This window comes from Yinghuangia soli (genome assembly GCF_021502675.1).
Taxonomy (GTDB): domain Bacteria; phylum Actinomycetota; class Actinomycetes; order Streptomycetales; family Streptomycetaceae; genus Yinghuangia; species Yinghuangia soli.
On record NZ_JAKFHA010000009.1, the window covers coordinates 179,009 to 200,157 of the forward strand.

Genomic DNA, 21,149 nt, shown 5'->3' on the forward strand with positions numbered 1-21,149 from the left:
CGGAAGGCCCCGGCCCGCCCCCCCCCGCCCGGGCCACCCCCGGACCGCGCCCGCGACGCACCACCTGCACCACCCCGCACCACCCCCTTTTGGAGACTCCCGTGCCGCAGCCCGCCGACCTCGTCCTGCGCAACGCCCGCATCCACACCGTCGACCCCGACCGGCCCGAGGCCGAGGCACTGGCCGTGACCGCCGGACGGATCGCCTGGCTCGGCGCGGACGCCGATGCCGACGCGTGGATCGGCGCGGACACCCGGGTCGTCGACGCCGCCGGGCGCCGCGTCCTGCCCGGCTTCGTCGACGCGCACAACCACGTCCGCCTCGGCTCCGACGCCGCCTGCGTGCAACTCGCGGGCGCCCGCACCCTCGACGAGATCCACGCGCGGATCCGGGCCTGGCACGCCGCCAACCCGGACGCCGCATGGATCGAAGCGGAGGCCTTCGACTACTCGGCGATCCCCGGCGGCCGGATGCCGCGCGCCGAGGACCTCGACCCGGCCACCGGCGGCACCCCCGCCATCGTCTTCTCCTACGACGTGCACACCGCGTGGCTCAACACCGCGGCACTGCGCCTGCTCGGCATCACCCGGGACAGCGGCGTCCTGCCGTACGGCCGCGTGCACAAGGACGACGCCACCGGGGAACCCACCGGCTTCATCAAGGACTTCGCGATCCGCGGTCTTTCCCGCGAGGGCCACCGCGCACTCAAGGAGCTGGGCGTCCCGTGGGCGAGCGACGACCGGCAGTACGGCCGCCTCGCGCGCAGCCTCGACGACGCGATCCGGTTCGGCATCACCACGGTCGTCGAACCGCAGAACTCCCTCGACGACCTGGCCCTGTTCGCCCGGGCCCGCGAAGAGGGCCGGCTGCGCTCGCGCATCGTCGCGGCACTGTTCCACCCGCGCGGCACCACCGACGCCGACCTGGACGAGTTCGCCGCGGCCGCGAAGGAGTTCGACGACGACCGGCTGAGCGTCGGCCCGCTCAAGCTCTACATCGACGACGTCGTCGAGCCGCGCACCGCGGCGCTCCTCGAGCCGTACCGCGGGTGCGCGCACCACCGCGGCGACACCTTCTATCCCGCCGACGAGTTCGCCGGCCTGCTCGCCAAGCTCGATGCGCGCGGCTTCCAGTGCTTCGTGCACGCCACCGGCGACCGCGGCATCCGGACCGTGCTCGACGCGGTCGAGCACGCCCGCGCGCAGAACGGCCCGCGCGACGCCCGCCACCAGGTCGTGCACGTCGAATGCCTCGACCCCGACGACGTGCCGCGGTTCGCCGCCCTCGGCGTGGTGGCCTGCATGCAGCCGCGGCACTGCGCCCCGGAGATCGCCGGCCCGGGCCAGGACTGGGCGGAGAACGTCGGCGAGGAGCGCTGGCACAAGGCGTGGCCGATGCGCAGCCTGCACGACGCGGGCGCGGTGCTGGCGTTCTCCAGCGACTGGAACGTCGCCGAGATGGACCCGATGGTCGGCATCTACACCGCGGTGACCCGCAAGCCGCTGGCCGGGGGAGAGGCGTGGATGCCGGCCGAGACGGTCGACGTCGCGACCGCGGTGCACGGCTACACGATGGGCTCGGCGTACGCCAACTTCCTGGAGCACGAGCGCGGTTCGCTGACCGTGGGGAAGCTCGCCGACTTCGTGGTGCTGTCCCGCGACATCCTCGCTGCGGCCCCCGAGGACATTCCCGGCACCGTGTGCGAGACCGTCGTGGTCGGCGGCGAGATCGTGCACCAGGCCTGACCCTCCGGACCCGCCCGGGACCCCCGTTCCGGTTGCAGTCCGTGATCACGGGGCCGGGGCGCGGCAGTTCCGGAGGCCGCCCGCGGCGCCGGAGAGTACACAGCGAGACGAAAAGGCCGGGCCCGCGGCGGACGATTCCGCCGCGGGCCCGGCCTTTTCGTGCGGCCGGCGGCCCGGCAGATGGGCCGCCGGCACGTCCTCGTGCCGCCCGGGTCAGTTCTTGAGCGCCTCGGCGACCGCATCGGAAAGCGTGGTCGCGGGACGGCCGATCAGCGTGCGGAGGTCCGCGGTGACCAGGCCGAGCGCGCCGCCGCGGGTGTGGATCTCGGCGTCCACCAGCAGGTCGACGAGGCCGCCGGGCAGGCCCGCGCCGTTCAGGATCTCGGCGAGCTGCTCGGCCGGAAGGTCGGTGTACGACACCTCCGTGCCGCTCTGCCGGCTCACCTCGGCGGCCAGGTCGGCGAGCGTCCAGGCGCTGTCGCCGGTCAGCTCGTACACCTTGCCCGCATGCCCGTCGGTGGTCAGCACCACGGCCGCGGCCTCCGCGAAGTCCGCGATGGAGGCGGCCGCGATCCGGCCGTCCGCGGCGGTGCCCACGATGCCGCCGCGCTCGACCGCACCCGGCACGCCGGCCGTGTAGTTCTCGAAGTACCAGGTGTTGCGCAGGAAGACGAACGGGATGCCGGTGGCCCGGATCAGCTCCTCGGTGGTCTTGTGCACCGGTGCGAGGCCGACCGGGTTGGTGTCCGCCTCGACGATGGACGTGTAGACGATCTGCCCGACGCCCGCTTCCTGCGCGGCCGCGACCGCCTTGGTGTGCTGCGCGATGCGCAGTGCGTTGTCGTGCGCGTTGGCCGAGACCAGCAGCAGCTTGTCGGCGCCCGCGAAGGCGGCGGCCAGCGTCTCGGGGCGGTCGAAGTCGCCGGTGCGCACCTCGACGCCGCGCGCCGCGAGGTCCGCGGCCTTTTCCGGACTGCGTACCGCGACCGCGAGCTCCGCGGCGGGGAACCCGCGCTCCAGCAGCGCCTCGACGGTGCTGCGGCCCAGACGTCCGGTGGCTCCGGTGACGACGATCACGGCTACTCCCTGGGAAAGGCATGCCCGAAGGCTTGGTGCGGCGCCGGTCGGCGCTTACGAGAACAGTGGCACTAACTTTTAGAAAGTGCAAGCTGTTGGGTAGTGCTCTCGTCTTCGCAGTGCAGTGGAGGTACGGTGGGACGCATGGCAGGCAACATGAGCAAGCAGGCACCGGTCGGCGACTGCGTGGACGACGGCCTGGAAGAGGTCGTCTTCGACGTGTTCGCCCGCGGCTGCCCCTCCCGGCCGACCATGGAGCACGTCACCGGCCGCTGGGGCGGCCTCGTCCTGGTCGCGCTCGCCGACGGCGACATGCGCTTCAACGCGCTGCGCCGCCGCGTCGACGGCATCAGCGAGAAGATGCTGGCCCAGGCCCTGCACGCGCTCGAACGCGACGGCCTGGTGGTGCGCGAGGTGCGGCAGGCGATCCCGCCCAAGGTCGAGTACCGGCTCACCGAGTTCGGCGGCGGCGTGGTCGAGCGCCTGAGCGGGCTGATCGAGTTCATCGAGGGCAACATGGCCGGCGTGCTGGACGCGCAGGAGCGCTACGACACCGCCAAGGCCGCCGAGGCCGACGGCGTCTGAGCGCGGCGCGGGCCGTTCCAGGGCGTCTACGCGGGTTCAGCGGACGCAGAATCCCGGATTCCGGATCGCCCGCGCTTTGTGGCCCGGGAGCAACGACAGCGGGGCCAAGAGGGATGAACCCTCTTGGCCCCGCTGTGATGTGACGCTGTGTCAGATTTCCGGATCAGGCACCCGGAGTGGTGTCGACCGCGCGCCGCGCCTCGGGGTTCAGGACCCCCCAGCTGATCAGCTGCTCGGTGAGCACGCTGGGCGACTGGTCGTAGATGACCGCAAGGGTGCGCAGGTCGTCCTGGCGGATCGACAGCACCTTGCCGTTGTAGTCGCCGCGCTGGCTCTGGATCGTGGCGGCGTAGCGCTGCAGCGGTCCGGCCTTGTCGGACGGGACCTGGCCGAGGCGCTCGAGGTCGAGGACGAGGCGCGGCGGCGGCTCGGCGGCGCCGTTCGGCGTGCCGCCGGGCAGCAGCTCCTGGACCGGAACGCCGTAGAAGTCGGCGAGCTCGGCGAGCCGCTGCACCGTGACGGCGCGGTCGCCGCGCTCGTACGAGCCGACGACGACGGCCTTCCAGCGCCCCTGGGACTTCTCCTCCACACCGTGCAGAGAAAGGCCCTGCTGGGTTCGGATGGCGCGGAGTTTCGCCCCGAGCTGCTTGGCGTAGTCGCTGGACATCTGGCTCCCAAAAACAGGTGGCGGTGACCATGCAGGCCCATCCCCGGTGGATGAGCCGATGGGAAAGAACCCACCGCTGCGCCGCGCGATCCCCGTCCCGACCCCTCCGGTACGCGGAGGCGGTGATGCTGATCGGGATGCCGGCCCGGAACCTCGGCCGACACGTCGCGAGTGTCGCGTTTCGCCCGGTGGTCACTCATTGTGAGGTTACGCAGAGTAATTTGGGTCCGTCAAGCCGAACGGCCTAACCGGTACGTGCAAGGGGACCAAAGTCCGGACGCCCCGGGACCTTCGCAGCGCTGCGTGCAGGCCGTCCGGTTGGAGGAACCGCACAAATCGGCGAGATCATGGCCCTGGTAGTGTGAGGGGCGTTAACCGACGTCCTTTAAAGCCCGTCCCGTGAGACGGGGAAGGAGGTCTGCATTCGCATGACCAAGGCATCTCCCAACTCGGGTTCCCGCCCCAGCGACCTGGATCCGGCATCCGCCCGGGCCGTCCTCGAGGCATCCGACATCGACCGGGTCGTCACCCGGATCGCCCACGAGATCGTGGAACGCGCCAAGGGCGCCCGCGACGTGGTGCTCCTCGGAATCCCCACCCGCGGCGTGGCACTGGCCCGCCGCCTGGCCGAGCGGCTCGAGGACATCGAGGACGAAAAGGTCCCGGTGGGCGCGCTCGACATCACCATGTACCGCGACGACCTGCGCCTGCGGCCCGCCCGCGCGCTGGAGCGCACCGAGATCCCCGCCGACGGCATCGACGGCAAGCTCGTCGTCCTGGTCGACGACGTGCTCTTCTCCGGCCGCACCATCCGCGCCGCACTCGACGCGCTCAACGACATCGGCCGCCCGCGCGCCGTGCAGCTCGCCGTCCTCGTCGACCGCGGCCACCGCGAACTCCCCATCCGCGCCGACTACGTGGGCAAGAACCTCCCCACCTCGCAGCGCGAAAAGGTCCAGGTCCTGCTGAACGAGTACGACGGTCGCGACGCCGTCCTTCTCGGCACGCGCGGCGACGCCGCGCCGGTCCCCCCGGCCGCAACCCCGGAAGCGAAGTAGTCCCGTGAAGCGTCACCTCATCTCGGCCGCCGACCTCACCCGCGACGACGCGCTGCTCGTCCTCGACACCGCCGAGGAGCTCGCGCACATCGCCGAGCGGCCCATCAAGAAGCTGCCGACGCTGCGCGGCCGCACCGTGGTCAACCTCTTCTTCGAGGACTCCACCCGCACCCGGATCTCGTTCGAGGCGGCCGCCAAGCGGCTCTCCGCGGACGTCATCAACTTCTCCGCCAAGGGCTCCTCGGTCTCCAAGGGCGAGACCCTCAAGGACACCGCGCTGACCCTGCAGGCCATGGGCGCCGACGCGGTCGTCATCCGGCACGGCGCCTCGGGTGCCCCGCACACGCTCGCCAACTCCGGCTGGCTGCGCGGCTCGGTGGTCAACGCCGGCGACGGCACCCACGAGCACCCCACCCAGGCCCTGCTGGACGCGTTCACGATGCGCCGCCGCCTCAACGACGGCAAGGGCGACCTGGAGGGTCGCCGCATCACGATCGTCGGCGACGTCCTGCACAGCCGCGTGGCCCGCTCCAACGTGCTGCTGCTCGCCACCCTGGGCGCCGAGGTCACCCTCGTCGCGCCGCCCACGCTGCTGCCCATCGGCGTGGAGACCTGGCCCTGCCAGGTGTCGTACGACATCGACTCCACGCTCGCCAAGTCCGACGCGGTGATGATGCTGCGCGTGCAGCGCGAGCGCATGAACGCGTCGTACTTCCCCACCGAGCGCGAGTACTCGCGGCGCTACGGCCTGGACGAGAAGCGCATGGCCGCACTGCCCGAGCACGCCATCGTGATGCACCCCGGCCCGATGAACCGCGGCATGGAGATCGCCGCCAACGTCGCCGACTCGCCGCGCTCCACCATCGTCGAGCAGGTCACCAACGGCGTCAGCGTCCGGATGGCCGTGCTGTACCTGCTGCTCGGCGGCTCCGAGCCCGCCGTCACCACCACCGCCACCGAGGAGAACGCCAAGTGAGCACGTACCTGATCAAGAACGCCAAGGTCCTTGGCGGCGACGCGCAGGACGTGCTCATCTCCGACGGCCGCATCGCGGAGATCGGTACCGGCCTGGCGGCCCCCGACGCGACGCAGATCATCGAGGCGGACGGGCACGTCCTGCTGCCCGGCCTCGTCGACCTGCACACCCACCTGCGCGAGCCCGGCCGCGAGGACGCCGAGACCGTCGAGACCGGCACCCGCGCCGCCGCCCTGGGCGGCTACACCGCCGTGCACGCCATGGCCAACACCGACCCGGTCGCCGACACCGCGGGCGTCGTCGAGCAGGTCTGGCGCCTCGGCCAGGAGTCCGGCCGCTGCGACGTGCACCCGGTGGGCGCGGTCACCATCGGCCTCAACGGCGAGCGCCTCGCCGAGCTCGGCGCCATGCACGAGTCCGCCGCGAACGTGAAGGTCTTCTCCGACGACGGCAAGTGCGTGCACGACGCGGTCATCATGCGCCGCGCGCTGGAGTACGTGAAGGCGTTCGACGGCGTCGTCGCCCAGCACGCCCAGGAGCCCCGCCTGACCGAGGGCGCCCAGATGAACGAGGGCACCGTCTCCGGCATCCTCGGCCTGCGCGGCTGGCCGGCCGTCGCCGAGGAGGCGATCATCGCCCGCGACGTGCTGCTCGCCGCCCACGTCGGCTCGCGCCTGCACATCTGCCACGTCTCCACGGCCGGCTCGGTCGAGATCATCCGCTGGGCCAAGTCGAAGGGCTGGGACGTGACCGCCGAGGTCACCCCGCACCACCTGCTGCTCACCGACGAGCTGGTCCGCTCGTACGACCCGGTCTACAAGGTCAACCCGCCGCTGCGCACCGCCGAGGACGTCGCGGCGCTGCGCGAGGGCCTCGCGGACGGCACCATCGACGCGGTCGCCACCGACCACGCCCCGCACCCCACCGAGGACAAGGACTGCGAGTGGGCGGTCGCGGCCATGGGCATGCTCGGCCTGGAGACCGCGCTGGGCATCGTGCAGCAGACCATGGTCGAGTCCGGCCTGCTCGACTGGGCCGGCGTCGCGGACCGCATGTCGGTGCGCCCGGCCCGGATCGGACGCCTGGACGGGCACGGCCGCGCCATCGCGGTCGGCGAACCGGCCAACCTGGTGCTGGTCGACCCGAGCGCACGGCGTACCGTCGAACCGTCCGAACTCGCCTCGAAGAGCGCCAACACCCCGTACGCCGGCCTTGAGCTGCCCGGCCGCGTGGCGGCCACGTTCCTGCGCGGCGTACCGACGGTGATCGACGGGAAGCTCGCGTGACCATCAGCATCGGCTCCATCGGCGGCACAGCCCTGCTCCTCGCCGAGGGCGCAGAGGTCGAGAAGAAGTCCGCCGAAGTGTCCGACTGGGGCCAGTACCTGCTCTGGACCGGCGTCTTCGCGGCCTTCGTGCTCGGCACCTACCTGCTGATGTGGCGCGCCTGGAAGAAGCGCGGCCGCCGCCAGGCCGGCCTGCCGGCCCCGGCCGACGCGCCCGCCGACCTCGGCACGCCGCTCCTCCCGACCCTGACCGGCCGCTACTTCGGGTCGACCAGCGCCGGCAACTGGCTGGACCGCATCGTCGCGCACGGGCTCGGCACCCGGAGCGCGGTCGAGGCCACCCTGACCGAAAAGGGGTTGCGGGTGGACCGGCCCGCTGCGGCAGGCTTCTTCATCCCGGCCGCCGATCTGGCCGGGGCCCGCTTCGAGAAGGCGGCGGCCGGCAAGGTCCTGCCCGAGGGCGGCCTGCTGGTCGTGACCTGGACGCTCGGCGACACCCGGATCGACACCGGCCTGCGCAGCGACCACGTCGCCGACCACGACGCCTGGGTCGACGCCGTCACCCGCCTCGCCGCGGGCGACGCACCGGCGCTGACCGGCACGAAGACCGGCACGAACAGCATCACGAGTACGAACCAGGAAGGCACCCAACAGTGACCGCAACACACGCCAAGGCCGCGGGCCCTGCCGTCCTCGTCCTCGAGGACGGCCGCACCTTCCGCGGCAGCGCGTACGGCGCGGTGGGGGAGACCTTCGGCGAAGCAGTGTTCTCCACCGGCATGTCCGGCTACCAGGAGACCCTGACCGACCCCTCGTACCACCGCCAGGTCGTCGTCATGACGGCCCCGCACGTCGGCAACACCGGCGTCAACGACGACGACCCCGAGTCGACCCGCATCTGGGTCTCCGGCTACGTGGTCCGCGACCCTGCCCGCCGCGCGTCCAACTGGCGCTCGCAGCGCAGCCTGGACGAAGAGCTGGAGCGCTACGGCGTGGTCGGCATCTCCGGAATCGACACCCGCGCGCTCACCCGCCACCTGCGCGAGCGCGGCGCGATGCGGGTCGGCATCTTCTCCGGCACCGCGATCGCCGACGACGCGGTGCTCCTGGAGAAGGTCCGCAACGCCCCCGAGATGGCCGGCGCCGACCTGGCCGGCGAGGTCTCGGTCGACCAGGCCTACGTGGTCCCCGCGATCGGCACCAAGAAGTTCACCGTCGCCGCCCTCGACCTCGGCATCAAGGGCATGACGCCGCACCGCATGGCCGAGCGCGGCATCGAGGTGCACGTGCTGCCCGCGAACGCCACCGTCGAGGACATCTACGCGGTGGACCCGGACGGCGTGTTCTTCTCGAACGGCCCCGGCGACCCCGCCACCGCCGACCACCAGGTCGCCGTCGCGCAGGCCGTGCTGGAGCGCGGCACGCCGTTCTTCGGCATCTGCTTCGGCAACCAGATCCTGGGCCGCGCGCTCGGCTTCGGCACCTACAAGCTGAAGTACGGCCACCGCGGCATCAACCAGCCGGTGCAGGACCGCACGACCGGCAAGGTCGAGGTCACCGCGCACAACCACGGCTTCGCCGTCGACGCGCCGCTGGACAAGGTCAGCGACACCCCGTACGGCCGCGTCCAGGTCACCCACGTGTGCCTCAACGACAACGTCGTCGAGGGCCTCGGCCTGCTCGACAAGCCCGCGTTCAGCGTGCAGTACCACCCCGAGGCTGCGGCCGGCCCGCACGACGCCGCCTACCTGTTCGACCGTTTCGTATCTTTGATGGAGAGCCAGAGTGCCTAAGCGCAGCGACCTGAAGTCCGTCCTGGTCGTCGGCTCGGGCCCGATCGTCATCGGCCAGGCCGCCGAGTTCGACTACTCCGGCACCCAGGCCTGCCGGGTCCTCAAGTCCGAGGGCCTGCGCGTCATCCTGGTCAACTCCAACCCGGCCACGATCATGACCGACCCGGAGGTGGCCGACGCGACGTACGTCGAGCCGATCACCCCCGAGTACGTCGAGAAGATCATCGCCAAGGAGCGCCCGGACGCGCTGCTGCCGACGCTGGGCGGCCAGACCGCGCTCAACACCGCGGTCGCGCTCAGCGAGAACGGTGTCCTGGCGAAGTACGGCGTCGAGCTGATCGGCGCCAACATCGACTCCATCCAGAAGGGCGAGGACCGCGACCTGTTCAAGGGCGTGGTCGAGCGCGTGCGCGAGAAGATCGGGCACGGCGAGTCCGCCCGCTCGGTCATCTGCCACTCGATGGAGGACGTCCTCGCCGGCGTCGAGACGCTCGGCGGCTACCCGGTCGTCGTCCGCCCCTCCTTCACCATGGGCGGCGCCGGCTCCGGCTTCGCACACGACGAGGACAAGCTGCGCCGCATCGCGGGCCAGGGCCTCACGCTCTCGCCGACCACCGAGGTGCTCCTGGAGGAGTCCATCCTCGGCTGGAAGGAGTACGAGCTGGAGCTGATGCGCGACAAGCACGACAACGTCGTGGTCGTCTGCTCCATCGAGAACTTCGACCCGATGGGCGTGCACACCGGCGACTCCATCACCGTCGCGCCCGCGATGACGCTCACCGACCGCGAGTACCAGCGGCTGCGCGACATCGGCATCGCGGTCATCCGCGAGGTCGGCGTCGACACCGGCGGCTGCAACATCCAGTTCGCGGTCAACCCCGACGACGGCCGCATCATCGTCATCGAGATGAACCCGCGCGTCTCGCGGTCCTCGGCGCTCGCGTCGAAGGCGACCGGCTTCCCGATCGCCAAGATCGCCGCGCGCCTCGCGGTCGGCTACACGCTCGACGAGATCCCGAACGACATCACCCGGGAGACCCCGGCCTCCTTCGAGCCGACCCTCGACTACGTCGTGGTCAAGGTCCCGCGCTTTGCCTTCGAGAAGTTCCCGGCCGCGGACGCCACCCTCACCACGACCATGAAGTCGGTCGGCGAGGCCATGGCGATCGGCCGCAACTTCACCGAGGCGCTGCAGAAGGCGCTGCGCTCGCTGGAGAAGAAGGGCTCGCAGTTCTCCTTCACCGGCACCCCGGGCGACAAGGCCACGCTGCTCGACCTCGCGCAGACGCCCACCGACGGCCGCATCAACACCGTCATGGACGCCATCCGGGCCGGCGCCACCCCCGAGGAGCTCTTCGACGCCACGCGCATCGACCCGTGGTTCCTGGACCAGCTCTACCTGATCCACGAGGTCGCCGAGGAGCTGGCCGAGGCCCGCGAGCTCACCCCCGAGCTGCTGCGCCTGGCCAAGCGGCACGGCTTCTCGGACGCCCAGCTCGCCGCCATCCGCGGCCTGCGTGAGGACGTCGTCCGCGAGGTCCGGCACGCGCTCGGCATCCGCCCGGTCTACAAGACGGTCGACACCTGCGCCGCCGAGTTCGCCGCGAAGACCCCGTACCACTACTCGTCCTACGACGAGGAGACCGAGGTCGCGCCGCGCACCAAGCCCGCGGTCATCATCCTGGGCTCCGGCCCGAACCGCATCGGGCAGGGCATCGAGTTCGACTACTCGTGCGTGCACGCCGCGTTCGCGCTGGCCGACGCGGGCTACGAGACCGTCATGGTCAACTGCAACCCGGAGACCGTGTCGACCGACTACGACACCTCCGACCGCCTGTACTTCGAGCCGCTCACGCTCGAGGACGTGCTGGAGATCGTGCACGCCGAGCAGGAGGCCGGCCCGGTCGCGGGCGTCCTCGTGCAGCTCGGCGGGCAGACCCCGCTCGGCCTCGCGCAGGCCCTCAAGGACGCCGGCGTGCCGATCGCGGGCACCTCGCCCGAGGCCATCCACCTCGCCGAGGAGCGCGGCGCGTTCGGCCGCGTGCTGCACGAGGCCGGCCTGACCGCGCCCAAGCACGGCACCGCGTTCTCGTTCGACGAGGCCAAGGCCATCGCCGACGAGATCGGCTACCCGGTGCTCGTGCGCCCGTCGTACGTGCTCGGCGGCCGCGGCATGGAGATCGTCTACGACGAGGAGTCGCTGGCGACCTACCTGGAGCAGAACGCCGGCCTGGTCACCGAGCACCCGGTGCTCGTCGACCGGTTCCTCGACGACGCCATCGAGATCGACGTCGACGCGCTCTACGACGGCGAGGACCTGTACCTCGGCGGCGTGATGGAGCACATCGAGGAGGCCGGCATCCACTCCGGCGACTCGGCGTGCGCGCTGCCGCCGATCACGCTGGGCGGCTTCGACATCAAGCGGCTGCGCGCGGCGACCCTCGGGATCGCCAAGGGCGTCGGGGTGCGCGGCCTGATCAACATCCAGTTCGCGCTGGCCGGCGACATCCTCTACGTGCTGGAGGCCAACCCGCGCGCCTCGCGCACCGTGCCGTTCGTCTCCAAGGCGACCGCGGTGCCGCTGGCCAAGGCGGCCGCCCGCGTCTCGCTCGGCGCGACCATCGCCGAGCTGCGCGCCGAGGGCCTGCTGCCCGCGGAGGGCGACGGTGGCACGCTGCCCATGGACGCGCCCATCGCGGTCAAGGAAGCGGTCCTGCCGTGGAACCGCTTCCGCGACGCGCACGGCCGCGGCGTGGACACCGTGCTGTCCCCGGAGATGCGCTCGACCGGCGAGGTCATGGGCATCGACGAGTTCTTCGGCACCGCGTACGCCAAGTCGCAGGCCGGCGCCTACGGCGCGCTGCCCACCAAGGGCCGCGCGTTCGTCTCGGTGGCCAACCGCGACAAGCGCTCGATGATCTTCCCGGTCAAGGCGCTGGTCGACCTCGGCTTCGAGATCCTGGCCACCCAGGGCACCGCCGAGGTACTGCGCCGCAACGGCGTCGACGCCACCGTGGTGCGCAAGCACAGCGAGGGCGCCGGTCCGAACGGCGAGCCGACCATCGTGCAGCTGATCCACGACGGCGGGGTCGACCTGATCGTCAACACCCCGTTCGGCACCGGCGGCCGCCTGGACGGGTACGAGATCCGCACCGCCGCGGTCAGCCGCGCCATCCCCAGCATCACCACCGTGCAGGGCTTCGCGGCCGCGGTGCAAGGCATCGCGGCGCTGGCTGCGGGCGACATCGGAGTGCGGTCGCTGCAAGAGCACGCCGAACACCTGATCGCCGCGCGCGAGAGCTGAGCACATGACGAAGGGGTCCTCCGGGAAGTTGCCTGGAGGACCCCTTCGTATGCCTGCATGCCGCTTCCCCGCGTCCGGGGCGCACGCCTGCGCACAGGCCACGGACGGGGACTTCGAGGACTTCGAGGCCGAGAGAGACCGATGAGCTACCCCCTCTTCTTCAAGTACGTCTTCCGCAACATCGACCCCGAGCAGGCCCACCACCTCGCGTTCGGCGCGATCCGCGCGGTCGGCAAGGTGCCCGGCGGCCGCGAGGCGATGGCCAAGGTGCTGAGCCCCCGCGACCCGGCGCTCGCGGTGCGCGCGTTCGGCATCGACTTCCCCGGCCCGTTCGGGCTGGCGGCCGGCTTCGACAAGAACGCGGTCGGCATCGACGAGCTCGGTGCGCTCGGCTTCGACTTCGTGGAGATCGGCACGGTCACCGCCGAGGGCCAGGACGGCAACCCCAAGAAGCGGCTGTTCCGCCTGGTCGAGGACCGCGCGATCGTCAACCGGATGGGCTTCAACAACGACGGCGCCGCGGCGGTCGCGGCCCGGCTGCACGCGCGCGGCCCGCGCCGCCCGAAGCGGCCGACCGTGCTGGGCGTCAACATCGGCAAGACCAAGGTGGTGCCGGAGTCCGAGGCGGTCGCCGACTACGTCGCGTCGACCGAGAAGCTGGCCCGGTACGCCGACTACCTGGTCGTCAACGTGTCGTCCCCGAACACCCCGGGGCTGCGCAACCTCCAGGCCGTCGAGCACCTGCGCCCGCTGCTCGCCGCGGTCCGCGACGCCGCCGACCGCACGGTCACCTCGCGCCGCGTCCCGCTGCTCGTCAAGATCGCCCCCGACCTCGCCGACGAGGACGTCGACGCGGTCGCCGACCTGGCCCTGGAACTCGGCCTCGACGGCATCATCGCGACCAACACCACGATCAGCCGGGACGGCCTCAAGGCCACCGACGAGGAGATCGAGGCGTGCGGTACGGGCGGCCTGTCCGGCGCCCCGCTCAAGGCCCGCTCCCTGGAGGTGCTGCGCCGGCTGAAGGCGCGGGTCGGGGACCGCCTGGTGCTGGTCGGTGTCGGCGGCGTGGAGACCGCGGACGACGTCTGGGAGCGCCTCGAAGCCGGCGCCACGCTCGTGCAGGGCTACACCGGGTTCATCTACGAAGGCCCGTTCTGGTGCCGCAAGATCCGCAAGGGTCTGACCGCTCGGCTCAAGGCCTCCGGCCGCACTTCGCTTTCCTCGCTCTCCGCGGCGGCTCCGGCGGATCAGGCATAGCGCCATCGAAGTGGACGAAGACTGGCAATCCGAACCTCGACCAGAGAGTGAGACTTTGATGGTGCAGCCCTTCGGCGCCCGCCTGCGCGCCGCCATGGACGAGCGCGGCCCGCTGTGCGTCGGCATCGACCCGCACGCGGCCCTTCTGCAGGCCTGGGGCCTGGCCGACGACATCGCGGGCCTGGAGACCTTCACCCGCACGGTCGTCGACGCGCTCGCCGACCGTGTCGCGGTCCTCAAGCCGCAGAGCGCCTTCTTCGAGCGCTTCGGCAGCCGCGGCATCGCGGTCCTGGAGGCCGCGGTCGCCGACGCACGCTCGGCCGGCGCGCTGGTGATCATGGACGCCAAGCGCGGCGACATCGGCTCGACCATGGCCGGCTACGCCGCCGCGTACGTCGACAAGAACAGCCCGCTGGCCTCGGACGCGGTCACGGTCAGCCCGTACCTCGGCTTCGGCTCGCTGCGCCCGGTCCTCGACCTGGCCGCCGAGCAGGGCGCGGGCGTCTTCGTGCTGGCCCTCACCTCCAACCCCGAGGGCGCCGAGGTGCAGCGCGCCACGGCGGCCGACGGCTCCAGCGTGGCCGCGGCCATGCTGCGGCACATCGCGGTGGAGAACGCGGGCGCGCGCGGCCTGGGTTCGGTCGGCGCGGTGGTCGGCGCCACGCTCGGCGAGGTCGGCGTGGACCTGGACATCAACGGGCCGCTGCTGGCCCCCGGAATCGGCGCGCAGGGCGCGACGCCCGCGGACATCCCCAAGGTGTTCGGCGCGGCGGCCCGCAATGTCGTGCCGAGCGTGAGCCGCGAGGTGCTGCGGCACGGGCCGTCGGCGGCCGGACTCCGGGACGCCGCGGCGCGCTACGCGGAGGAGTGCCAGGCGGCGGTGAACTGACGCGCGGTGAACTGACGTGCGGCATCCCGGCGGCGAGGCGGCCGGGATGCCGGGCCGGCGGTCAGCGGACCAGGTCGGCGTACACGATCACGTTGTCGGTCCAGTGCCCGTCGCCCCCGATGCGGCCGCCGCACGTGATCAGCCGCAGCTGCGCGGTGTCCGTGTCGCCGTAGACGCGCTCGGTCGGGAATCCCGACTTCGGGACCTGCTCCAGCGAGCGGACCCTGAAGCGGGCACTCGACCCGTCCGCGCGCGCGACCAGCACTTCGGTGCCCGGCTGCAGCTGCGGCAGCTTGCGGAACACCGCGGGGCCGCGGGACGTGTCCAGGTGGCCGATGAGCACCGCGGGGCCGATCTCGCCCGGGGTCGGCCCGTTGCGGTACCAGCCGGCCTTGGCGGCATCGGCGACCGACGGGACCTCCACCGAGCCGTCGCCCTGCAGGCCGAGGCCGATGACGGGTGCGTCCACGCCGATGGCCGGGACGGACACCCGGACCGGCTGCGCGGCAGGCAGGCCGCGCGTGTTCCGGGCTCCGGCCTGCGGCGCGGGGGAGCCTTGCTGCACCGCGACGTCGACGTCCGGGCGGGTGTCCGCCTGCTGCGACTCCGCGATCAAGGCCACGCCGCCGAGCAGCGAGGCGGTCAGCGCGAGCACGCCCGCCGCCCGCAGCGCCCGGCGCCTGCGGCGGTTGCGGCTCGCGTACGTGGTCACCGAGCCGCCGGGGCTGCCCTGGCGTTGCGGTTCGCGCGGCCGGCTAGCCATGCTTCTCGCCCTTCCGCCGGGTCACCGAGAGTCCGACGCCGGCGACCGCGGTCGCGGCGATCAGCGCGCCGCCCGCGTACAGGACCAGATTGGTGTGCCCGGCGGACCGCTCGGGGGCGCCGCCCGCGGTGACCGCGCCCTGCGGCTCGATCCGGGTCTGCTCATCGGCCGCCGGTGTGCCGTGCGCGGGCGGGACCGCGCCTTCTCCAGGTGAGCGGTCGGCAGTGCCCGCCGCGCCGGAACCCGGCGGCCCGGCCGCGTCGCCGTCCGGGCGGTGGCCGCGCGAGGCCGGGTTCTCGGCGGGCGGCCGGCCGGCGCCGCCTGCCGAGCCGCCGGAGTCCGCGCCGAACGGTGCGGCCGTGGCGCCCGGTTGCGGCGCCGAGCCCTGCGGGGGAGCGGTGGCAGGGGACTTCGGCTTCGCCGCGACCGGGAAGTCGATGCGCCCGGTCTGCTTCTCGAAGTACATGTCCAGGTACGGCCTGGAACCGTCCACCAGCACGTAGATCCAGCCGGAATACGGACTGCTCACCGGGCCCTTCCGGGCCGCGGTCAGGGTACCGACCCAGCCGCCGTTGTTGGTGCGGATCAGTGCCTCGGGGCCGCTTTCGGATGTGCTGACCGTGACGTTGTCGCCGCCGAAGGTCTCGTAGACCGACCGGCCGGGCGCCGAGGACACGCGGTGCGCCTGGAGGCCGCCCGGCGCGAGGTCGGCCCGCGGCTGAACGACCGGGCCGCCGACGGCCGGAGACTTCTTGGCGTTGTCCGCGGACTGCCCGTGCTCGGCATGCACGGATTCCTGCGCCGGGCCCGCCGGGGCGGCGAAGGCCGCGGTCGCCGGGCCGGCGAGCAGCGCGGTGGCTGCGAGGGCGGCGACCGCGAGGCGGCCGGCGGCTGCGCGGCAGGTGCTGCGCTGCGCGGACATGAGGCGGCTCCCGAGTCGGATCGGCGGACGGCGGCCGGGCGGGATGCCGCGGCCGGTGCTTCGACCGTAGGGCCGGGTCCGGGCCGCACAATGCCGCGGAAGGGCCTTGCGGGCATTCCGCCGGGAGGCCGATGGACCGCTGTTACACGACCGACGTGTTGCCGTCGTGTCCCGCCACATTGACCCGAAATAAGGCGATATTCGGTCATGATGAGACTCGTGATCACGCCCCCGGCCCGGACCAGCGCGCTCGTCGTGCTGTGTGCTTCGCTGGCCATCGCGCTGCCGGTGGCGGCGGGTTGCGCGCCGTCGCGCGGTGTCGTGGACGCCGGTCCGGCGCGCAAGGTCGTCCCGCCGCCGACGCCTCAGCCGCTGTGGCCGGATCAGACCGTTCCGGTGCCCACCGAGAGTGCGGAGAGCCCGACGGCCGGCCGCAAGCCCGGCCCCGTCGCGACCGCGCCGCCGCCGGCGCCCCTCGACGTGCCGGCGCCGCTCGGCGACGACGCCCGCAACATCGACATCAAGGCCGCACTGCTCGCCGACGCGCACGTCGACGCGGTGTTCAAGACCCGACTGCGCACCTGCCAGGACGACTGCGGCCTGCGGGACCCGGTCTACCGCGACCTGACCGGCGACGGCCGTCCCGAGCTTCTGGTGTCGATCAGCAATACCGCAGGTCTGACCGGTACTTACGCCTACACGGTCATCGCCGGCAAGGTCTTCGACATCTTCTGGTACGAGCTCGACCACTACGCGGTCGACGGGCTCGGCGACGACCTCCTCGTCCGGCAGGCCGTACCCGCCGCGGGCGACCCGGAATGCTGCCCGAGCCTGCTCTACACCACGCGCTACCGGTGGAACGGCCGCGAGATGGACGCCATCGGCACCGAGACCGAATTCCGCCAGCAGCCGCCGCTCGTCCCCAACGGCACCGCGACCGCCACGACCTCGACCCCCCGGAGCACATCGTGAACGAGGTCGCCGACGACCTGCGCATCCTTCTCGCCGAGGACGACGACGTCATCCGCGAGGCGACCGCACTCGCGCTGCAGCGCTACGGCTTCCAGGTCGGCACGGTCGCCGACGGGCTCGCCGCCTTGGAGGTGTTCCGCACCGACCCGCCGGACGTCGTCGTCACCGACGTGATGATGCCCGGCCTCGACGGCGTCGGCCTGACCCGGCGCATCCGCGAGACCAGCACCGTCCCCATCATCATGATCACGGCCCGCGCCGATCCGATCGACATGGTGTCCGGACTCGAAGCCGGAGCGGACGACTACATCACCAAACCGTTCGAGAGCGGAGTCCTCGTCGCCCGGATCCGCGCCGTCATGCGCCGCAGCGGACCGCCCGCGACGACCCCGCCGCCCGCGGCGCACTCCGCACCGGCCGCACCGGGATCGGCCGCCGCCTTCGCCGCGCCGGGGCCGCCCGCCGCCGAGCCGTCCGGCGCGGTCCGGGTCGTCGGCGACCTCGAAGTGGACACCGACGCCCTGCAGGTCCGCGTCGACGGCGTCCCGGTGCAGCTCACCCCCACCGAGATGCGCCTGCTGCTGGAATTCACCGCGGCACCCGGCGTCGTGCTCGACCGCGACACCCTGCTGGAGCGGGTCTGGGACTACCAGTGGGGCGGCGACACCCGCGTCGTCGACGTCCACGTGCAGCGGCTGCGCGGCAAGATCGGCGCGGACCGCATCGAGACCGTCCGCGGCTTCGGCTACAAACTGCGCCGGTAGCGGGATCCGGCCATGACGACGCGTCAATACCGGGGGGCGATCCGCGGCTTCCGCCCCTCGATCCGGCTGCGCATCGCCGCCGCGATGGCCGCCGTCTCGTGCGTGGTCGCGGCCGTGCTGGGCTTCCTGGTGCACGAGACCGCGCAGCGCCAGCGGCTGGACCGGGGCCGCGACATCGCGCTGGCCCGGCTGGACGCGGCGCTCGGCTCGTACGGCCGCACGGGGCAGGTCAACGGGCCCGGTGCCGCGGTCGACGACCCCGGCCTCCCGGAGGCGCTGCGGCCCCTGCTGCAGCGCGGCCACCAGGGCACGGTGCTGGTGGCCGGGTCGAACGGCGAGGTGGTGTGGGCCGCGGCCCCGGTCGGCGACCACGTCGTCTCGACCCGCTTCGAGCACGCCGCGGCGGCCGGCGCGGCGGAGGACCTGGACAGCGCGATCGTGGCGTCCGCGCTGTTCGCGGTCGCGGTCACGGTGCTGGTCGGGGTCGCCGCCGCGGCCGGCATCAGCCGCCGCATCCGGCACGTCCAGCAGGCCTCGCGGCGCATCGCGGACGGCGACCTGGACGCCCGGGTCGGCACCATCGGCGGCCGCGACGAGGTCAGCGACCTGGCCGCCTCGGTGGACCGGATGGCCGAGGCGCTGCAGGAGCGCCTGCAGAGCGAGCAGCGCTTCACCGCCGACGTCGCGCACGAGCTCCGCACCCCGCTCACCGGCCTGGTCACCGCCGCCGAGCTGCTGCCGCCGTCCCGGCCCACCGAACTCGTGCACGACCGGGTGCGCGCCCTCCAGGTGCTCGTCGAGGACCTCCTCGAGGTCTCGCGCCTCGACGCCGCGGGGGAGACCGCGGAGCTCCGCGCGGTCCGGCTGGGCAGCGCGGTACGCCGCATCCTGGCCGCCGCCGAGGCGGCGGGCGCCGGGGCGACCCGGTTCACGCCGGCCGACGACGCGATCGTGCAGACCGACGAGCGCCGCCTCGACCGCATCCTCACCAACCTCGTGGTCAACGCGCACCGGCACGGCGCTCCGCCGGTCGAGGTCGCGGTCGCCGGCCGGACCGTCACGGTCCGGGACCACGGCCCGGGCTTCCCGCCCGACCTGCTCGCGCACGGTCCGCAGCGGTTCCGGTCCGGGCACCGCGAGCGCGGCCGCGGCACCGGCCTCGGGCTGACCATCGCGGTCGGCCAGGCCAAGGTGATCGGCGCGAAGCTGGTCTTCGGCACCGCGGCGGGCGGCGGCGCGCTGGCCGTCCTGGAGCTGCCGCGGACCGCGGAAACCGGTCCGCCCGGCGGTTCGGGAGCCGCTCCCGAGGCCGGCCGGGGGAGCGCGGCGCACGCAGCGGACCGTCCGTCCGGCGCGGATCCGGACCCGGATCCGCCCGGTCCGCAGGAATCCGCGAGGTCGTGACGCGGCCGACACGCCGCAGGCGATTTGCTACGAATTAACGCGTATTCCGGCTCGAACAAGCTGTCGGTTCGGCTGTCAAAGCTGCCCTGAGGTGGTCTTTTCGGCGGTTTCGGGCGACGTGGCGCGATCCGCGGACTAGGCTCCGTCGCAGGCTCACTCGGTCGAGCGTTTCGCGTTGCCGCGGGCGCTGTGACCAGCTAGGTTCCACAGTTGCGGTCGCCCATGGGGGCGGCCGAGGACAGCAACCATCCGGTGTATCGAAGCCCGAGGTGACACGGCGTGGCTCTTCCGCCCCTGACCCCCGAAGACCGCGCACAGGCGCTCGCGAAGGCCGCTGAGGCTCGGCGGGAGCGTGCCGCGGTGAAGAACCGCCTCAAGCACTCCAATGCCTCCCTGAGCGAGGTGATCGAGGAGGGGCAGAAGAACGCCGTCATCGGCAAGATGAAGGTCTCTGCCCTGCTCGAGTCGCTCCCCGGCGTCGGCAAGGTGCGGGCCAAGCAGCTCATGGAGAAGCTCAACATCTCCGAGACCCGGCGCGTCCGCGGTCTCGGCACGAACCAGATCGCCGCCCTCAAGCGCGAGTTCGGCGACAAGTAGGCTCGGGACCGGGACACCGGTCCCGACCGGGACTGATCGCGGGCCTGCCGCGTCCATCGACCACCCGGCCCTCGGCAGAAACGGCACTGAAAACAGCACCATGCACGACACACAGCAGCAGCGTCGGCTCACCGTGCTCTCCGGCCCTTCCGGGGTCGGCAAGAGCACGGTTGTCGCGCACCTCCGCGGCCAGCACCCCGATGTGTGGCTTTCGGTGTCCGCGACCACCCGCAAGCCCCGGCCCGGAGAGGTCGACGGCGTGCAGTACCACTTCGTCGACGACGAGCAGTTCGACAAGCTCATTGCCGCCGACGAACTCCTCGAATGGGCCGAATTCGCGGGCAACCGCTACGGCACGCCTCGGCAGCCGGTTCTCGACCGCCAGGCCGCCGATGCGGCGACGCTGCTGGAAATCGAGCTGGAAGGGGCGCGCCAGATCCGGCGTGCCATGCCGGATGCCCTTTTGGTCTTCCTGGCACCCCCCTCGTGGGACGAGCTGGTCCGCCGCCTGGTCGGGCGCGGCACGGAATCCCCCGAGGTCATCGAGCGCCGGCTCGCGCAGGCAAAGGTGGAATTGGCCGCCGAATCCGAATTCGACGTGACGCTGGTGAACACGTCCGTCGAGGATGTCTCGCGCGAACTGCTAGCCTTGATGAACGTTTCCTGAATCGATTGAGATCCCTGTCGCCGCCCTGGTGCGAACCGGCGGCCGAGGGTCGTAAGGGAAGGCCCCAGCCTTGTCAGTCACTTCCTCCGCGCCCGAGGGCATCATCAACCCGCCGATCGACCAGCTGCTCGAGGTCACCGACTCGAAGTACAGCCTGGTGATCTACGCGGCGAAGCGTGCGCGGCAGATCAACGCGTACTACTCGCAGCTGGGCGAGGGTCTGCTCGAGTACGTCGGCCCGCTGGTCGACACCCACGTGCACGAGAAGCCGCTGTCGATCGCGATGCGCGAGATCAACTCCGGCATGCTCACCGCGGAGCCGATCGAGGGCTGACGCCTTCCGGCGCCGCAGCGCTTTCGCCGGGGGGGGCCGCGCCCCCCCCCCCCCCGGGGCGCCCGCGGCCCCCCCCGGGGGGGGGGC

Annotated in this window: 20 protein-coding genes; 16 read left to right on the forward strand and 4 right to left on the reverse strand. The window is 72.4% G+C overall.

What is annotated here, in order from left to right:
* Positions 1–101 precede the first annotated feature (101 nt).
* Positions 102–1,745, forward strand: coding sequence for an amidohydrolase (locus tag LZ495_RS17960; protein WP_235053242.1), 1,644 nt, complete (start codon positions 102–104; stop codon positions 1,743–1,745).
* Between the two features lie 213 nt (positions 1,746–1,958).
* Here LZ495_RS17960 and LZ495_RS17965 read toward each other — a convergent pair whose 3' ends face one another.
* Entirely contained in the window at positions 1,959–2,822 is an 864-nt protein-coding gene (locus tag LZ495_RS17965; RefSeq protein WP_235053243.1) for an SDR family oxidoreductase, read from the reverse strand.
* 144 nt (positions 2,823–2,966) lie between these two features.
* On the opposite strand from LZ495_RS17965, the gene LZ495_RS17970 reads away from it, so the two are divergent.
* Entirely contained in the window at positions 2,967–3,407 is a 441-nt protein-coding gene (locus tag LZ495_RS17970; RefSeq protein WP_235053244.1) for a winged helix-turn-helix transcriptional regulator, read from the forward strand.
* A gap of 163 nt (positions 3,408–3,570) precedes the next feature.
* On the opposite strand, the gene bldD is transcribed toward LZ495_RS17970, so the two are convergent.
* Positions 3,571–4,074 carry a transcriptional regulator BldD gene (bldD, locus tag LZ495_RS17975; protein ID WP_235053245.1) on the reverse strand — a complete coding sequence of 168 codons (504 nt, stop codon included), beginning with the start codon at positions 4,072–4,074 and terminating at the stop codon, positions 3,571–3,573.
* Positions 4,075–4,502: 428 nt separating this feature from the next.
* On the opposite strand from bldD, the gene pyrR reads away from it, so the two are divergent.
* From pyrR to pyrF, 8 genes are all read left to right on the forward strand, one after another.
* Positions 4,503–5,132 carry a bifunctional pyr operon transcriptional regulator/uracil phosphoribosyltransferase PyrR gene (gene pyrR / locus LZ495_RS17980; RefSeq protein ID WP_235053246.1) on the forward strand — a complete coding sequence of 210 codons (630 nt, stop codon included), beginning with the start codon at positions 4,503–4,505 and terminating at the stop codon, positions 5,130–5,132.
* Positions 5,133–5,136: 4 nt separating this feature from the next.
* Positions 5,137–6,108, forward strand: a complete 972-nt coding sequence (locus LZ495_RS17985) for an aspartate carbamoyltransferase catalytic subunit (protein WP_235053248.1) — start codon at positions 5,137–5,139, stop codon at positions 6,106–6,108.
* Entirely contained in the window at positions 6,105–7,394 is a 1,290-nt protein-coding gene (locus LZ495_RS17990; RefSeq protein WP_235053250.1) for a dihydroorotase, read from the forward strand. The genes LZ495_RS17985 and LZ495_RS17990 overlap by 4 nt, the downstream gene beginning before the upstream one ends.
* A gap of 2 nt (positions 7,395–7,396) precedes the next feature.
* Positions 7,397–8,050, forward strand: a complete 654-nt coding sequence (locus LZ495_RS17995; protein ID WP_372498590.1) for a PH-like domain-containing protein — start codon at positions 7,397–7,399, stop codon at positions 8,048–8,050.
* Positions 8,047–9,186, forward strand: a complete 1,140-nt coding sequence (gene carA, locus LZ495_RS18000; RefSeq protein ID WP_235053252.1) for a glutamine-hydrolyzing carbamoyl-phosphate synthase small subunit — start codon at positions 8,047–8,049, stop codon at positions 9,184–9,186. Before LZ495_RS17995 ends, carA begins: the two co-directional genes overlap by 4 nt.
* Positions 9,179–12,490, forward strand: a complete 3,312-nt coding sequence (gene carB, locus LZ495_RS18005) for a carbamoyl-phosphate synthase large subunit (protein ID WP_235053254.1) — start codon at positions 9,179–9,181, stop codon at positions 12,488–12,490. Before carA ends, carB begins: the two co-directional genes overlap by 8 nt.
* 141 nt (positions 12,491–12,631) lie before the next feature.
* Positions 12,632–13,750: a quinone-dependent dihydroorotate dehydrogenase gene (locus LZ495_RS18010; protein ID WP_235053255.1), complete on the forward strand. Its 1,119-nt coding sequence runs from the start codon at positions 12,632–12,634 to the stop codon at positions 13,748–13,750.
* Between the two features lie 55 nt (positions 13,751–13,805).
* Positions 13,806–14,639: an orotidine-5'-phosphate decarboxylase gene (gene pyrF / locus LZ495_RS18015; RefSeq protein ID WP_235053256.1), complete on the forward strand. Its 834-nt coding sequence runs from the start codon at positions 13,806–13,808 to the stop codon at positions 14,637–14,639.
* 61 nt (positions 14,640–14,700) lie between these two features.
* Here pyrF and LZ495_RS18020 read toward each other — a convergent pair whose 3' ends face one another.
* Both LZ495_RS18020 and LZ495_RS18025 read right to left on the reverse strand, forming a co-directional pair.
* Positions 14,701–15,402 carry a class F sortase gene (locus LZ495_RS18020; RefSeq protein ID WP_235053258.1) on the reverse strand — a complete coding sequence of 234 codons (702 nt, stop codon included), beginning with the start codon at positions 15,400–15,402 and terminating at the stop codon, positions 14,701–14,703.
* Positions 15,395–16,324, reverse strand: a complete 930-nt coding sequence (locus LZ495_RS18025; protein WP_235053260.1) for a hypothetical protein — start codon at positions 16,322–16,324, stop codon at positions 15,395–15,397. Before LZ495_RS18025 ends, LZ495_RS18020 begins: the two co-directional genes overlap by 8 nt.
* A gap of 219 nt (positions 16,325–16,543) precedes the next feature.
* Here LZ495_RS18025 and LZ495_RS18030 point away from each other — a divergent pair, with 219 nt between their 5' ends.
* From LZ495_RS18030 to rpoZ, 6 genes are all read left to right on the forward strand, one after another.
* Positions 16,544–17,296 (forward strand): hypothetical protein, encoded by a 753-nt coding sequence (locus LZ495_RS18030; protein WP_235053261.1) that lies wholly within the window; start codon positions 16,544–16,546, stop codon positions 17,294–17,296.
* Positions 17,293–18,060: a response regulator gene (locus LZ495_RS18035; RefSeq protein ID WP_235053263.1), complete on the forward strand. Its 768-nt coding sequence runs from the start codon at positions 17,293–17,295 to the stop codon at positions 18,058–18,060. The genes LZ495_RS18030 and LZ495_RS18035 overlap by 4 nt, the downstream gene beginning before the upstream one ends.
* 12 nt (positions 18,061–18,072) lie before the next feature.
* Positions 18,073–19,464 (forward strand): ATP-binding protein, encoded by a 1,392-nt coding sequence (locus LZ495_RS18040; RefSeq protein ID WP_235053265.1) that lies wholly within the window; start codon positions 18,073–18,075, stop codon positions 19,462–19,464.
* A gap of 279 nt (positions 19,465–19,743) precedes the next feature.
* Positions 19,744–20,061, forward strand: coding sequence for an integration host factor, actinobacterial type (gene mihF, locus LZ495_RS18045; RefSeq protein ID WP_235053266.1), 318 nt, complete (start codon positions 19,744–19,746; stop codon positions 20,059–20,061).
* Positions 20,062–20,161: 100 nt separating this feature from the next.
* Entirely contained in the window at positions 20,162–20,728 is a 567-nt protein-coding gene (gene gmk / locus LZ495_RS18050; RefSeq protein WP_235053267.1) for a guanylate kinase, read from the forward strand.
* Positions 20,729–20,798: 70 nt separating this feature from the next.
* Positions 20,799–21,062: a DNA-directed RNA polymerase subunit omega gene (gene rpoZ, locus LZ495_RS18055; RefSeq protein WP_231777208.1), complete on the forward strand. Its 264-nt coding sequence runs from the start codon at positions 20,799–20,801 to the stop codon at positions 21,060–21,062.
* Positions 21,063–21,149: the final 87 nt, after the last annotated feature.

What these genes read in the sequence shown, in the direction of transcription:
- LZ495_RS18010 (WP_235053255.1), top strand. Translation starts at nt 12,632, where the DNA reads ATGAGCTACCCCCTCTTCTTCAAGTACGTCTTCCGCAACATCGACCCC.
- gmk (WP_235053267.1), top strand. Translation starts at nt 20,162, where the DNA reads ATGCACGACACACAGCAGCAGCGTCGGCTCACCGTGCTCTCCGGCCCT.
- LZ495_RS18025 (WP_235053260.1), bottom strand. Translation starts at nt 16,324, where the DNA reads ATGTCCGCGCAGCGCAGCACCTGCCGCGCAGCCGCCGGCCGCCTCGCG.
- bldD (WP_235053245.1), bottom strand. Translation starts at nt 4,074, where the DNA reads ATGTCCAGCGACTACGCCAAGCAGCTCGGGGCGAAACTCCGCGCCATC.
- LZ495_RS18020 (WP_235053258.1), bottom strand. Translation starts at nt 15,402, where the DNA reads ATGGCTAGCCGGCCGCGCGAACCGCAACGCCAGGGCAGCCCCGGCGGC.
- LZ495_RS18040 (WP_235053265.1), top strand. Translation starts at nt 18,073, where the DNA reads ATGACGACGCGTCAATACCGGGGGGCGATCCGCGGCTTCCGCCCCTCG.
- LZ495_RS17970 (WP_235053244.1), top strand. Translation starts at nt 2,967, where the DNA reads ATGGCAGGCAACATGAGCAAGCAGGCACCGGTCGGCGACTGCGTGGAC.
- pyrR (WP_235053246.1), top strand. Translation starts at nt 4,503, where the DNA reads ATGACCAAGGCATCTCCCAACTCGGGTTCCCGCCCCAGCGACCTGGAT.